The sequence below is a fragment of the uncultured Maricaulis sp. genome, assembly GCF_963975345.1.
Lineage (GTDB): Bacteria > Pseudomonadota > Alphaproteobacteria > Caulobacterales > Maricaulaceae > Maricaulis.
In genome coordinates this window covers 1-12,376 of the sequence record NZ_CAXBGE010000010.1, presented here as the reverse complement: position 1 = coordinate 12,376, position 12,376 = coordinate 1, and the positions used below count along the sequence as shown (strand labels likewise).

Here is a 12,376-nt window from a genome sequence, read left to right as displayed (position 1 = left end):
GCAGACCGTCCAAGCCGTGCCTATTTTTCCCGATAAAGCGCGCACAACTTGTTGCCGTCCGGATCGCGGACATAGGAGAGGTGCATCACGCCCACACTGCTGGTGCGCGGGCCGGGCGCGTCCTCGATCGAGGTGCCGCCATGGGCGACGCCGGCATCGTGGAAGGTTTTGACCTGCTCAGGGCTGTCGCATTTGAAGCCGATGGTGGCGCCATTGGCGCAGCTCGCAGGCTCGCCATTGATCGGCTCGGTGATGCCGAATGTATTGCCGTCATGCCGGTAGAAATAGCGGACATGCCCGGTCGCCGAGACATTGCGGATAGCCTCGCCTGCTCCCAGCGTGGCGAGCAAGGCGTCATAGAAAGTCTTGGACTTTTCGATGTCGTTGGCACCGACCATGATGTGATTGAACATGCTGGTATCCTTCCCTGAGTTAAGCGCGTGTCGGGCCGGGATCAGTCCCAGTCAAGCCCGATGTCGAAATTCGGTGCCGAGTGGGTCAGTGCGCCAACCGAGATCACATCGACCCCGGTCGCGGCAATCCCCGACACGGTGTCGAGATTGACGCCGCCGGAAGCTTCCAGCGTCACCTTGCCGCCGGCTTGGGCAACGGCGGATCGCAGATCGGCCAGTGAGAAATTGTCGAGCAGGACGCTCTCGGCGCCGGCCTCGATGGCTTCGCCGAGTTGATCCAGCCGGTCAACTTCGACGGCAATGCGGGTCATGTGGCCGGCATGTTGACGGGCGGCGCGGACGGCGGCGCCGACACTGATGCAGACGGCGACGTGATTGTCCTTGATCAGGATGGCGTCATCGAGCCCGAAACGGTGCAATGCGCCACCGCCAGCCTGGACGGCCTGGAGTTCGAAGGCGCGCAGTCCTGGTGTGGTCTTGCGGGTGTGGGCGATGCGGGCTTTGGTGCCTTCAACGGCGTCGACATAGCGGCGGGTGAAGGTGGCGATGCCGCTCATCCGGCCGAGGAAATTGAGTGCGATCCGTTCCGCCGCCAGCAAGGCGCGGGCTTGGCCATTGACGGTGGCGATGATGTCGCCGGGCGCGACAGCATCGCCATCGGCCATGTGGAGCTTGATCATCGCGTCGGGATCCATTTGCCAGATCGCCTCGACGGCTGGCTGCAGGCCACACAACACGCCGGCATCACGGGCCTTGAAGTAGAATTTGGCCTCCTGCCCGGCCGGGATGCAGGCCAGCGAGGTGATATCGCCACGTCCGCCCTGGTCTTCGGCCAAGGCGCGGGTGACGGCATCCTTGACGATGAAATCGGATAGCGGCGAAACGGGCATGGCGTGTCCTATTCGGCGGGCATGGTGTGGGCGAGCGCGTCGGCTGTTGTGCCGGCCAGATCGGCCAGCGACAGGCGGGTATGCCGGGCGAGAGCATTGGTCTGCGGGAAATCACTGCGGAAATGGCCGCCGCGGCTCTCATTGCGGGCCAGCGCGCCCGCGGTGATGAAACGCGCCGCGATCAGCGCATCGGCCTCGCCATGACGTGCGATCATGTCGTCGATCAGGCCAGCGAGTTCCGTCAGCCCGGCACCGGTGCGCTCGACGCCGCAATGCCGGCTCATCGCCTGACGCAAACGGGTCAGGGCCAGCGGCGGCAGAGCAGGCGGGATAACGCCTCGACGGGCACTGGGGGCGGTGTCTCTCGCAGCGAGACGGAGCGGAGCCTTTTTCAGCACGTCGGCCACGCGCGCGGCACTCACCAGACCCTCGGCTAGTGAATTGGAGGCGAGGCGGTTGGCCCCATGCAGTCCGCTCGAGGCGCATTCGCCGATCGCCCAAAGGCCGGCGATCGAGGTGCGTCCATCAATATTGGTCGCGACGCCGCCCATGTGATAATGCGCCGTCGGCGCGACCGGGATGGGCTGGGTGCGTGGATCGACGCCGGCGCTCATACAGGCGGCGAAAACAGCAGGGAAACGAGAGGGGAAGGCCTCACCAATAGCAGTCCTGCAGTCAAGTAATGCCTGTTTTCCAGCAAGGTTCTGGCGGTGTACCGCACGGGCCACGACATCGCGCGGCGCCAGCTCGGCATCGTCATGAATCGCCTTCATGAATCGGTGACCAGAGCGGTCGATCAGGATCGCCCCCTCGCCGCGCAGGGCTTCGGTGCACAAGGGCGCCGGGTCGAGGCCCGCATTGAGCGCGGTCGGGTGGAATTGGATGAATTCCGGGTCCTGGATTTCGGCACCGAGCCGCGCGGCCATCGCCATCGCCTGGCCCTGAGCCCCGGCAGGCGTCGTGGTCAGCGCGAACAGACCGCCAGCCCCGCCCATGGCGAGGATGGTCTCATCGGCCTGGATTTCAACCGTTTCGCCCGTGGGGGAGCGCGCGATCGCACCGGCACAATCACCATCCTCGCCGGGGATCAAGCCCGCCGCTGCCCAGCCATCGCGGATCTCGACATGCCCGGCGGCCCGCACGGCGGCGATCAAGGTCTGCATGATCGCGGCGCCAGCCCCGTCGCCGGTCACACGGGCGACGCGGTGGCGTGAATGGGCGGCCTCGCGGGAGAGGGACCAGGCGTCACCTTCGCGTTCGAACGGCGCGCCCAGCGCTGCCAGCTCGCGCACCTGCTTGGCGGCGCCAGCGGCCAGCGCTTGGGCGGCCTCGGCATCGACCAGACCGGCACCGGCCGCGATCGTGTCGTGGGCGTGCAAGGCCGGCGTATCATCATCTGCCAGCGCCGCAGAAACCCCGCCCTGGGCCCAGCCAGACGCGGCACCTTCACCGAGCGGCGAACCCGTCAGCAAAATCACTTGGCGCGGTGCGAGTTTCAGCGCGGCCCAGAGACCGGCAATGCCGGCGCCGATGATGAGGACGGGGCGGGTCATCGTCTAGACCGAGACAATCTCGACGAATTTGGCCGGCTTGGCCGGGTCGAAATGGGCCGGGGTCTTCGGGCTGGGCAGGTCGAGCATGGCCTGGACGGCGGCGCGGGCGCGGGGTGCGATCTGTGGGTCGGTGTGGATCTCATGCTGTTCCAGACGCAGGGCATCATAGATGTTTTCCAGCGTGATCCGCTTCATGTGCGGGCAGAGATTGCACGGGCGGATGAATTCGATTTCCGGCACGTCGATGGCGACATTGTCAGACATCGAACACTCGGTCAGCAGCACGGCCTGTTTGGCGCCGCTCTTCTTGGCCCAGTCGGCCATCGCCGCCGTTGAGCCAGCGAAGTCAGCGGCCTGAACCACTTCCAGCGGGCTTTCCGGATGGGTGATGATGACGATGCCCGGATGGGCGTCGCGCAGATCCTGCACGTCCTCGGCGGTGAATTTCACGTGCACTTCGCACGAGCCCTTCCAGGTCAGGATGCGGATATCGGTCTGGGCCGCGACATTCTTGGCCAGGTATTCGTCGGGCAGCAGGATGACGGTGTCGGAGCCGAGGCTTTCGACGACCTGGACGGCGTTCGACGAGGTGCAGCAGATATCGCACTCGGCCTTCACTTCGGCGGAGGTGTTGACATAGGTGACGATCGGAACGCCGGGATAGGCGGCGCGGATCCGGCGCACATCTTCGCCAGTGATCGAGGCCGCGAGCGAACAGCCAGCCTCCGTATCGGGGATCAGAACCTTTTTGTTCGGCGCCATGATCTTGGCGGTCTCGGCCATGAAGTGGACGCCGGCTTGGACAATGATTTCGGCATCGCTGGTCGCGGCCATTCGGGCCAGCGACAGGCTGTCGCCCATCAAATCGCCAACGCAATGGAAGATGTCGGCGGTCATGTAGTTGTGCGCCAGGATGACGGCTTTCTTCTCTTTTTTCAGCTGGTTGATCGCATGGATCAGCGGCGCCTTGGCCGGCCATTCCAGCGGTGAGACGAAGTTTTTCACACGCTCATAAAGATGATCCGTCGCGGCCTTGACCTCTGCCGTATAGGGCAGGGCAGGGCGATCGCTGATCGCCGGGCTGAAGCCGTCACTGCCAGTCTGGCGGTCGCGGCTTTGGGTGAAATCAAGAATTTCCATCATCACTCACTTTTGCTCGAAATGAGCATTTCAGAGGCCTGATAAAGGGCGATTCCAGTCTGTTGAAATCACCTTTTGCTCTAAATGAGCCTATCTAGGGTGTGTTTATATGCTCACACTGAGCACATGGCAAGGGAATAGCGAATGATGGGTCGGCGCGGCACTAGTTGGGCGCAGAGCCGAACATCTCCTCGGTTGCCGTCCCGGTGGATTCTGTGTCGACCGATTCCAGCGTCGGCACGCCCATCGTGGTCGCGGCCTGGGCGGTTACATTCGTCTGCTGCTGTGAGACCGTCGCATTGTGCGCCGCATTGCTGAGCGCCTGGCTTTCCGCTTGGTAGAGATCGCCCTCCGACAGGGCGGGGGCATCGCCGAGTTCTTCGACATTGGCCTGGGTCCCCGCATCGGTGACCTGTGGATTGACCGTGTCCTGGGCCCAGACCGCAGCGCTGACGCCTGCAAGAAGAATGAAGCTGGATGCAATCAGATATGACGCGCGCATGGCGAACTCCCGCTGGATGGACTGTGATTGTAAGGGCGCGAAGCTTGCCCGGGGATTAAGTGGGTGCGTTGCCGGGATCGGGCGGGGAGAGCTAGAAGGGTGCCGGGCTGCGAAAGCTGACCGGTTCGCCGCCATCTGGATGGCGGAATTCCAGCGTTTCGGCATGCAGGCAAAGCCGGTCGCTGGCGGTCAGGGCCTCCTCCGGCGCGTAGAGATTATCGCCCAGCACCGGATGGCCGAGCCAGGCCATGTGGACACGTAATTGATGCGTCCGTCCTGTCAGCGGCGCAAGCTGGACCCGTGTGCGGTCAGTGCCGGTTTCCAGCACGAGCCAGTCGGTAATCGCCGGGCGGCCATTCACCGGATCGACATGCTGTTTCGGGCGGTTGGGCCAGTCGGATTTCATCGGTTGGTCGACGCGGCCCGACGCTTGCGCCATCTGTCCCCAGACCAGCGCCATGTAGGATTTGCGCGTCATGCGCTTCTCGAACTGCTTGCCAATATGGGCGTGGGCCCTCGCATTGAGTGCCAGCACGATGATGCCCGACGTATCCTTGTCGAGCCGGTGGATCATGGTCGCGCCGGGGTATTCGGCCAAGACCCTGGCCTCGAGACAGTCGGCAAGCTGGGGCGTATTGCCGGCCACGGTCAGCAGGCCGGCCGGCTTGTCGAGCACCAGGATGTGGTCATCGACATGCAGGATAGGCAGCGGGCCGGCGGGTGGCGGGTTGTAGGTATAGGGCCTGGGACTGGCCGGCCCGGACATATTATTCAAAGCCGCGGCGTTGCCAGGCCCAGCGAGGGCTGGCCGGCCAGCGCAATGCGGCGATAGCGGAACAGTTCAGCCGGGCGTCCGCCGGTCTTGACTTCCATCCGGCCCGTGCCCTCGACAAACCCGGTCCGGTCCAGGGCGCGCCGGAAGTTCTGCTTGTGCAGGCGATAGCCGACAATGCCTTCGACAACCTGTTGCAGCGCCGAGAGCGTGAAGAATTCGGGCATTAATTCGAACACGATCGGGCGATAGCGCACCTTGCCGCGCAGCCGCATAATAGCGGTCGCGAGGATGCGGCGATGATCGGATGCCATCGGCTGCCCCAATTTGGGTCCTGGCGGCGGCCCCTCGGTCTGGCCATCGCGCGCCGCTTCATCGACCAGCCCCGCCTCGTAGAGCAGTTCGAAGCGGTCGAGCGCATGTTGTTCATTCCAGTTGGCGTCATCGAGGCCGAAAGCATGTTTGAGCCGGTCATGGCGCGATGCGCGGCCACCGGGCGCCCCGGCTTCGTCGGCCCAGGCCCGCAAGCGGGGGACGATCTCGGAATCGATCATGTCCGGCTTGCCATTGCGCCAGTCTTCCCAGGGGAAGAAGCGGTACCAGTCACGCCATTGGCCGCCGCCTTCAGGTGGCGGGGCTGCAACCGGGGTGAGGCCGAGATAACCAACCGAGATGATGCGCGAATTCTCCTGGCCTGACATCGCCGCAACCGGCGCCTCGCGGCCGCGATCACCAAAGGTGTAGAGCTGTTCGACATAACCGAGCTGGAAGCGGGCCTGTTCGGCAACCCAGCGCCGCAAGCCGATTTCGAATGTGCGATCTTCGGCCGGGTTAAACGGGCCGAAGGGCAAAGCGACATCGCTGTCCTTTTGCGGCACGATCAGTACTTGCGGCTGATCCGGATCGGCGGCGAGGATCACCGCGTTGAGGCCGACAACAATCGATTGCCCGGCCGTCGGCATCAGCGTGTCTCGAGCTGCGACAACACGGTCTCGAACCGGTCGAGGAAAAGGATCTGGGCCTGTTTGACGGGCAGGGGTTTGATGGCGATCTCCAGGCCAGCGGGCGGACGGCAGAAGAATTTCACGGATTCATCATGCGAGAAACCGGCGATTTGAGTCGCTTCGAAATAGGCGCAGATGATGTCGGCACGCTTGATCTTGCGTTTGATCTCGGCCGGAGCCTTCGGCGGCAAGCCGAAACGCAGGTGGATCGCGGCTTCCAGCCGGTCTTCGAAATCGCGGTAATTGACACCCAGCGCCGCCTTGAACGGGCTGATCATGTCGCCGATCACATATTCCGCGCTATCATGCAGCAGGGCGGCGAGGCGCCATTTGTGATCGAGGCCCGGATAGAGGCGATCAACAATCTCCAACACGACGACGCTGTGCTCGGCGACGGAGAAGGCGTGATCGCCCTTCGTCTGGCCATTCCAGCGTGCAACGCGGGCGAGACCGTGGGCGATATCCTCGATCTCGACATCAAAGGGTGAGGGCTCGAGCAGGTCCAGCCGGCGCCCGGAAATCATGCGCTGCCAGGCGCGCGGCTCTTTCTTTTTGGTCTTGGCGGCTGGCGGCATTGTCGGGACCTCTTGGCACGGCGGGCTGCGGAAATAGCAGACCGACCGTGGCTTCGCCACTCTCGTGGCAAATTCGTCCACAGCTGCATGCGCTCTCATGTCACAACCAAATGAGTCGTGCGGGCATTGACCCATGACCGGTTACAGGATGGCATGGCGGTGGATAAAGGGAGAATTCCATGTCGCTTACACGTGTTGTCATGCGCCTCGGGCGCAATCCGGATGCCGGCTTTCCCGATGGAGACGATCATCATGGCTATGTTGTCATTGCTCCGCTCGATGCAGACGGCAAACTCGACGTCGAGCTTTGGCGCGCCAACAAGGAGGCCTGCACGGTCAACCGGTTTTCGCCGGACGCGACCGAGGCCGCCGATGGCTGGCTCTCCCACCGCGCGACGCGCTGGTTCTTCCGTTATGACGAGGAGGAGGAAGGCCCCGACGAGCCGGTCTACCGTCTTGGCGACCATTCGATGCGGATCGGCGACTACCTCACCATCCATGAAGCTGATGGCGATGATCTAACTTATAAGATCACCGAAGCGACCTCCCTTTAGAAGGCCGTTCTATTCAGCCGTGACAAAGGCGATCTGGTCGGCATTCCGGCTGACGGCGATGCGGGTCACATCCGACAGACCGAGCGCCCCAAGGTCGGCAATTTCCAACCAGGCGGGCGAAAGCGTCGTTGCGGATGGGTCGGACGAGACTGTGCCGTAATACAGCGTGCCATTGGATGACGTGAAAAACCCGTCGAAGACGAACATGCCGGACATCGGGCTGGCAAGGCTGGCGAAATCCTGGCTGTCGCCGGGCAGATCGAAGCCATCGCGCAGGGTGCCCGAGGCGAAATCCAGCCGGTGGACGGCATAGCCGCCATCCCCACGTTCCAACGTGACCCAGGCACCGTCGCCGGTCTGGGTGCGTGCGAAGGAGCGGCCGGGATTGTCGGCGACATGCACTGGCTCTTGCGGATCCATCATCCGGTCGATCAGCTGCAGCGAATTGGGTTCGCCGAGTGCGAAAGTGACGACCTGACGCATATCGCCGCTGAACAGATAGTAACCGACCGGTGCCAAGTCTTCGGCGGCATGGCGGTCTGAATTATCCGCATTGGCGAGATAGGCATTGCCGGCATAGCCGCCGGGTGGCTGGTAAATGTAGGACAGTGCCGCCTCACCCGGCGGAACGCGTGGCGAGTATTCGCTTTCGCCCGGCGTGCGGGTGATGGGTGCGGTCTCGCCGCTGGCCAGATCAAGGTGCCAGATATCGGTTTCGCCTGTCTCGTCGCCAGCGGTGTAGAGCAGGCCGCCGCCATCGGGCGTGAAGAAAGGCTGATTGTCATAGCCGGGCCGGATCACCCCGCCAGAGGCGGCGCCGATCACAGGACGGCCATCGAGCCAGCTCAGCGCGAAAATGTGGATGTCGGTACCCGGAAGACCGGCCTCTTCCTCGTCGGCGGCAACCGGGGCCGTTTCGGTCATGGTGACCGGGATGACCGGCGCATCGCGCTCGGCCGGGGCCTCGGTTTCAGGCGGTGAGCAGGCGATCAGGCCTGCGGCGGCAGCGAGGGCGAAAAATTGGCGCATCAGCGTTTCCTTATCGCCGCAGCACCGACGCCATAGCCGGCGCCATAGGCGCACATAATGCCGGTTTCGCCCGGCTTCATATCGTCGGAATTCATCTCGAAATTCATCACCACGCTCGAGGACGAGGTATTGCCGTATTCCTCGAGGATGGAGGGCGCATTCTCTTCTGTACGATCACGGCCGAGAATGCGTTTGGCGATCAGATCGACCATGCGGATATTGGCCTGGTGCAGCCAGGCGCGGCGGACCGCCTCCGGTTCCAGCTCCAGCTGCGCCATCAGATCGCGGGCCACGATCGGGGCGAAGGAGACGACGTCCTTGAACACGCGGTGCCCGTCCTGATCGAGACCGGGCTTGAACTCCGGATCGACGGTCCACTCGGCGATATTGATGAAGCCGTAATCGGAGCGCAAATGGTTAGAGAATTTGTTCTGGGTGTGGGTGCCCAACACCTCCCAGCCGCCCGGCGTGCCGTCATCGGCCTCGACCAGCATGGCAGAGGCGGCATCGCCGAAAATGAAATGCACATCGCGGCGTGAGTGGACATTGATGCAGGTCATGATTTCCGGCGAGCAGACCAGGATGCGCTTGGCTTGGCCGGAGCGGATCATCGCATTGGCGATATTGAGCCCGTACAGCGCCGAAGAGCAGGCCATCGTCAGATCGAAGGACCAGCCGGACGCGCCGATCAGATTCTGGATCTCACAGGACAGGCCGGGGAAATTGCGTTGCTGCGCCGAGGAGGCGACGATGACGCCATCGATCTCCGAGCCATCCACGCCGGCCTTTTCCAAGGCGGGCCGGACGGCACGCATGGCAAATTCGGCTTGTACGGAAATGTCATCGAATCCACGCGGCGGGATGCGCGGCACGAGAGTGTCGATGTCGAGAATGCCTGATTTTTCGAACACATGCCGGCGTTCTATGCCCGAGGCGTGTGAGATGAATTCGGCGCTGGATAGGGGGACGGCCTCGATCTCGCCGGCAGTGATGGCCTCGGCATTGTCGGCGTTGAAGCGCGCCGCATAGGCATTATAGCTTGTCACCAACTCAGCATTGGTGATGACGTCGGGCGGGGCCCAGAATCCGGTAGAACGAATAATGCTGGTCTGCACGATCCCGACCTCATCCCTGCTATCCATCTTTCCAACCTAATACATGGACGCGTCTAATCAATGCGGCGCTGCACCGTGGCAGAAATGTGTGTCAATGCCACTCAATCGGGCATGTCTGCACCATCATGCGGCGTGAACAGCTGAAATGCAGAAAAATTTTGTCTTGATATCGACAAGCTCGCCTGTGCTTGCCTAGCAATGATGCGCTGCAACATTCTGGAGAGGCGCGATGGAAGACGCTGGCATCGACACAGGTAATATCGCGTGGATACTGACCGCGACCGCCTTGGTCCTGATGATGACAATTCCCGGACTCGCCCTGTTTTATGGCGGCATGGTGCGGCGCAAGAATGTGCTCTCGACCCTGATGCAGAGCCTTGGCGCGACGGCGGCGGTGACGGTGTTGTGGGCCCTGATCGCCTATAGCCTGGCCTTCTCCGATGGCGGCGGGCTCAATGCCTTTGTCGGTGGCTTCAGTCGGATTGGCCTGAGCGGCATCATGCCGGAGACCATGGCGGGCGATTTGCCGGAAAACCTGTTCTTCATCTTCCAGCTCACCTTCGCCATCATCACCGTCGCGATTATTGCCGGTGCGGCCGTTGAGCGGATCCGGTTTTCTGCCTTCATGATCTTTGCCTCAATCTGGTTGATCCTGGTCTACGCGCCGATCTGCCACTGGGTCTGGGGCGGCGGTTTCCTCGCCGAAGCCGGCGTGCTCGATTTCGCTGGCGGCGCGGTGGTTCACATCAATGCCGGTGTCGCCGGTCTGGTGCTGGCGAAATTTCTCGGCCCGCGCCGCGGATATCCCGGCGCACAGATGATGCCGGACAACCTGGTGCTCACGGTGGTCGGTGCCGGCCTGCTCTGGGTCGGGTGGTTTGGCTTCAATGGTGGCTCTGCCCTGGCGGCCAATGGTGCGGCGGCGCACGCCGTCGTCACGACGCAACTTGCGGCGGCGACAGCGCTGCTCACCTGGATTGGAATTGAGTGGCTGCGACGCGGCAAGGCCAGCGTGCTCGGCGCCGCCTCAGGGGCAATTGCCGGTCTGGTTGCAATCACCCCGGCTGCGGGTTTCGTGCCGGCCTGGGCAGCCTTCATCATCGGCGGTGCCGGTGCGGCGGGGGCCTATTGGGGCGTCACCTCGCTGAAGCGCTGGGGCCAGTGGGACGATACGCTCGACGCCTTCGGCCTGCACGGCGTTGGTGGACTGATTGGAGCCATCCTCACCGGCGTGTTTGCCTCTGAGGCGATCGGCGGCGCGCCGGGTGCGATCGAGGGCAATGCGATGCAGGTCTTCACTCAGAGCTGGGGCGCCTTGGCGGCGGCGCTGTATTGCGGCGCGATGAGTTGGGCGATCCTGTTCGGGCTGTCGAAATTCATGACGCTGCGCGTCGGTGAAGAGGACGAGATCAACGGCCTCGACACCACATTGCACGGCGAATCCGTCGCCTAGAGCTTTTCGACGAACACAGTTCCGGCTGAATAGCCGGCGCCGAAGGAGCAGATCAAGCCCTTCTCGCCGGCGGTGAAGCCGTCATGATGGCGGTGGAAGGCGACCAGTGAGCCGGCGCCTGCGGTATTGGCGAATTCGTCGAGAATGACCGGGGCTTCCTCCAGCTCGGCATCGCGGCCGAGCACTTTGCGCGCGACCATCATATTCATGTTGATATTGGCCTGGTGCAGCCAGAGCCGTTTCATGTCGGCCGGCGCCAGATCGATCGCGGCAAGGTCCTCGAGGATCATCTCGGCGACCATCGGGCAGACTTCCTTGTAAACCTTGCGGCCCTCCTGCACGAAATAGCGGTCTTCAAAGGCCGGTTCGGGCACTTCGCAGGCATTCATGAAGCCGAAATTCGAGCGGATATTATTGGAGAATTTCGTCATCATACGGGTGCCGAGAATGCGCCAGCCATCGCCATTGGCGACATCCTCCGCCTCGATCAGCATCGCCACAGCGACATCGCCGAAGATGAAATGACTGTCGCGGTCACGGAAATTGAGTTGCGCCGTCGTCAGTTCCGGACAGACCACCAGCACTGATTTGGCCATGCCGCTCTTGATCATGTTGACGGCATTGATGATGGCGAATGTGCCCGAGGAACAGGCGACGGTCATGTCGAAGGCAAAGCCCTCAATGCCCAGCGCGTCCTGGATCTCGATTGCCATGCACGGATAAGTGCGCTGCATCGCAGTGCCGGCGCAGATCACCGCATCGACATCGGCCGCATCGCGACCGGCATTCGACAAGGCTTGGCGGGCGGCGGCGACGCCGCTTTCGGCCATCATGGAAATCTCATCATTCGGGCGCGGCGCGACGCGTGGACGCATGCGGTCGACGTCGAGCACGCCCGCCTTGTCGATCGAATAGCGCGACTTGATGCCGGAGGCTTTTTCGATGAAGCCGGATGAGGATGGGTTTTTCGGCTCTACCGCGCCGCGTTTGATCGCGTCGGAATGCTCGGCATTATAAAGCTCGACGTGCCTGTTATAGCACTCGACCAGCTCTTCATTCGAGATTGTGTCTTGGGGGACCCACAGGCCGGTGGACCGAATAACCGCATTCATGTGAGCAACTCCAGACGGGGCCAGTCATGGCCGCACTCGAACCTTACAAGCGCGGCAACTTAGTCGCGCGCGGCGGTGGCGTCACGTGGGGATGGCGGTTGTGACGGATTGGCGGCTGCCACCCGCACCAAAATCTCCACGCGGCTTGCCGCTGGAGGGATGGGAGGGTGTGGGACGCCGGCGAATGCCGGGTAACGCGTATGATTTAGGTGTGACATCCGAGACGTCCCACACGTGCAGTTTTCTCGGGCTGTCTCCACCCCG

General features: G+C 62.8%; 13 protein-coding genes. 2 read left to right on the top strand and 11 right to left on the bottom strand.

The window, feature by feature from the left end:
• Nucleotides 1-20: 20 nt before the first annotated feature.
• From AAC029_RS11480 to AAC029_RS11445, 8 genes are all read right to left on the bottom strand, one after another.
• Nucleotides 21-413, bottom strand: coding sequence for a VOC family protein (locus tag AAC029_RS11480; RefSeq protein ID WP_339747783.1), 393 nt, complete (start codon nucleotides 411-413; stop codon nucleotides 21-23).
• A 41-nt stretch (nucleotides 414-454) separates the two neighbouring features.
• Nucleotides 455-1,303, bottom strand: coding sequence for a carboxylating nicotinate-nucleotide diphosphorylase (nadC, locus tag AAC029_RS11475; protein ID WP_339747781.1), 849 nt, complete (start codon nucleotides 1,301-1,303; stop codon nucleotides 455-457).
• A gap of 8 nt (nucleotides 1,304-1,311) precedes the next feature.
• Nucleotides 1,312-2,856, bottom strand: a complete 1,545-nt coding sequence (locus tag AAC029_RS11470) for an L-aspartate oxidase (protein WP_339747778.1) — start codon at nucleotides 2,854-2,856, stop codon at nucleotides 1,312-1,314.
• 3 nt (nucleotides 2,857-2,859) lie between these two features.
• A complete protein-coding gene (gene nadA, locus AAC029_RS11465; protein WP_339747775.1) occupies nucleotides 2,860-3,999 on the bottom strand; it encodes a quinolinate synthase NadA in 1,140 nt (379 codons plus the stop codon).
• A gap of 160 nt (nucleotides 4,000-4,159) precedes the next feature.
• Nucleotides 4,160-4,498: a RebB family R body protein gene (locus AAC029_RS11460; protein WP_339747772.1), complete on the bottom strand. Its 339-nt coding sequence runs from the start codon at nucleotides 4,496-4,498 to the stop codon at nucleotides 4,160-4,162.
• 91 nt (nucleotides 4,499-4,589) lie between these two features.
• Nucleotides 4,590-5,264, bottom strand: coding sequence for an RluA family pseudouridine synthase (locus AAC029_RS11455; protein ID WP_339747769.1), 675 nt, complete (start codon nucleotides 5,262-5,264; stop codon nucleotides 4,590-4,592).
• 5 nt (nucleotides 5,265-5,269) lie between these two features.
• Nucleotides 5,270-6,232 carry an NAD regulator gene (locus AAC029_RS11450; protein WP_339747766.1) on the bottom strand — a complete coding sequence of 321 codons (963 nt, stop codon included), beginning with the start codon at nucleotides 6,230-6,232 and terminating at the stop codon, nucleotides 5,270-5,272.
• Nucleotides 6,232-6,849: an HD family hydrolase gene (locus AAC029_RS11445; RefSeq protein WP_339747763.1), complete on the bottom strand. Its 618-nt coding sequence runs from the start codon at nucleotides 6,847-6,849 to the stop codon at nucleotides 6,232-6,234. The genes AAC029_RS11450 and AAC029_RS11445 overlap by 1 nt, the downstream gene beginning before the upstream one ends.
• Nucleotides 6,850-7,028: 179 nt before the next feature.
• Between AAC029_RS11445 and AAC029_RS11440 the strand changes: the two genes are divergently transcribed.
• Nucleotides 7,029-7,403, top strand: a complete 375-nt coding sequence (locus tag AAC029_RS11440) for a hypothetical protein (protein ID WP_339747760.1) — start codon at nucleotides 7,029-7,031, stop codon at nucleotides 7,401-7,403.
• A 9-nt stretch (nucleotides 7,404-7,412) separates the two neighbouring features.
• On the opposite strand, the gene AAC029_RS11435 is transcribed toward AAC029_RS11440, so the two are convergent.
• Together AAC029_RS11435 and AAC029_RS11430 are read right to left on the bottom strand one after the other, a co-directional pair.
• Nucleotides 7,413-8,432, bottom strand: coding sequence for a hypothetical protein (locus tag AAC029_RS11435; protein WP_339747758.1), 1,020 nt, complete (start codon nucleotides 8,430-8,432; stop codon nucleotides 7,413-7,415).
• On the bottom strand, nucleotides 8,432-9,574 hold the full coding sequence (locus AAC029_RS11430; RefSeq protein ID WP_339747755.1) for a beta-ketoacyl-ACP synthase III: 1,143 nt from the start codon (nucleotides 9,572-9,574) through the stop codon (nucleotides 8,432-8,434). The genes AAC029_RS11435 and AAC029_RS11430 overlap by 1 nt, the downstream gene beginning before the upstream one ends.
• A 202-nt stretch (nucleotides 9,575-9,776) precedes the next feature.
• Between AAC029_RS11430 and AAC029_RS11425 the strand changes: the two genes are divergently transcribed.
• Complete coding sequence (locus AAC029_RS11425) at nucleotides 9,777-11,000, top strand: ammonium transporter (protein WP_339747753.1); 1,224 nt, start codon at nucleotides 9,777-9,779, stop codon at nucleotides 10,998-11,000.
• Here the strand turns inward: AAC029_RS11425 and AAC029_RS11420 are convergent.
• Nucleotides 10,997-12,112, bottom strand: a complete 1,116-nt coding sequence (locus AAC029_RS11420; RefSeq protein ID WP_339747750.1) for a beta-ketoacyl-ACP synthase III — start codon at nucleotides 12,110-12,112, stop codon at nucleotides 10,997-10,999. The two genes, AAC029_RS11425 and AAC029_RS11420, sit on opposite strands and share 4 nt — an antisense overlap.
• Nucleotides 12,113-12,376: the final 264 nt, after the last annotated feature.

Coding starts and splice junctions, on each gene's coding strand:
- nadC (WP_339747781.1), bottom strand. CDS start 1,303: ATGCCCGTTTCGCCGCTATCCGATTTCATCGTCAAGGATGCCGTCACC.
- AAC029_RS11455 (WP_339747769.1), bottom strand. CDS start 5,264: ATGTCCGGGCCGGCCAGTCCCAGGCCCTATACCTACAACCCGCCACCC.
- AAC029_RS11445 (WP_339747763.1), bottom strand. CDS start 6,849: ATGCCGCCAGCCGCCAAGACCAAAAAGAAAGAGCCGCGCGCCTGGCAG.
- AAC029_RS11470 (WP_339747778.1), bottom strand. CDS start 2,856: ATGACCCGCCCCGTCCTCATCATCGGCGCCGGCATTGCCGGTCTCTGG.
- AAC029_RS11435 (WP_339747758.1), bottom strand. CDS start 8,432: ATGCGCCAATTTTTCGCCCTCGCTGCCGCCGCAGGCCTGATCGCCTGC.
- AAC029_RS11480 (WP_339747783.1), bottom strand. CDS start 413: ATGTTCAATCACATCATGGTCGGTGCCAACGACATCGAAAAGTCCAAG.
- AAC029_RS11450 (WP_339747766.1), bottom strand. CDS start 6,232: ATGCCGACGGCCGGGCAATCGATTGTTGTCGGCCTCAACGCGGTGATC.
- AAC029_RS11425 (WP_339747753.1), top strand. CDS start 9,777: ATGGAAGACGCTGGCATCGACACAGGTAATATCGCGTGGATACTGACC.
- AAC029_RS11430 (WP_339747755.1), bottom strand. CDS start 9,574: ATGGATAGCAGGGATGAGGTCGGGATCGTGCAGACCAGCATTATTCGT.
- AAC029_RS11420 (WP_339747750.1), bottom strand. CDS start 12,112: ATGAATGCGGTTATTCGGTCCACCGGCCTGTGGGTCCCCCAAGACACA.
- AAC029_RS11440 (WP_339747760.1), top strand. CDS start 7,029: ATGTCGCTTACACGTGTTGTCATGCGCCTCGGGCGCAATCCGGATGCC.
- nadA (WP_339747775.1), bottom strand. CDS start 3,999: ATGATGGAAATTCTTGATTTCACCCAAAGCCGCGACCGCCAGACTGGC.
- AAC029_RS11460 (WP_339747772.1), bottom strand. CDS start 4,498: ATGCGCGCGTCATATCTGATTGCATCCAGCTTCATTCTTCTTGCAGGC.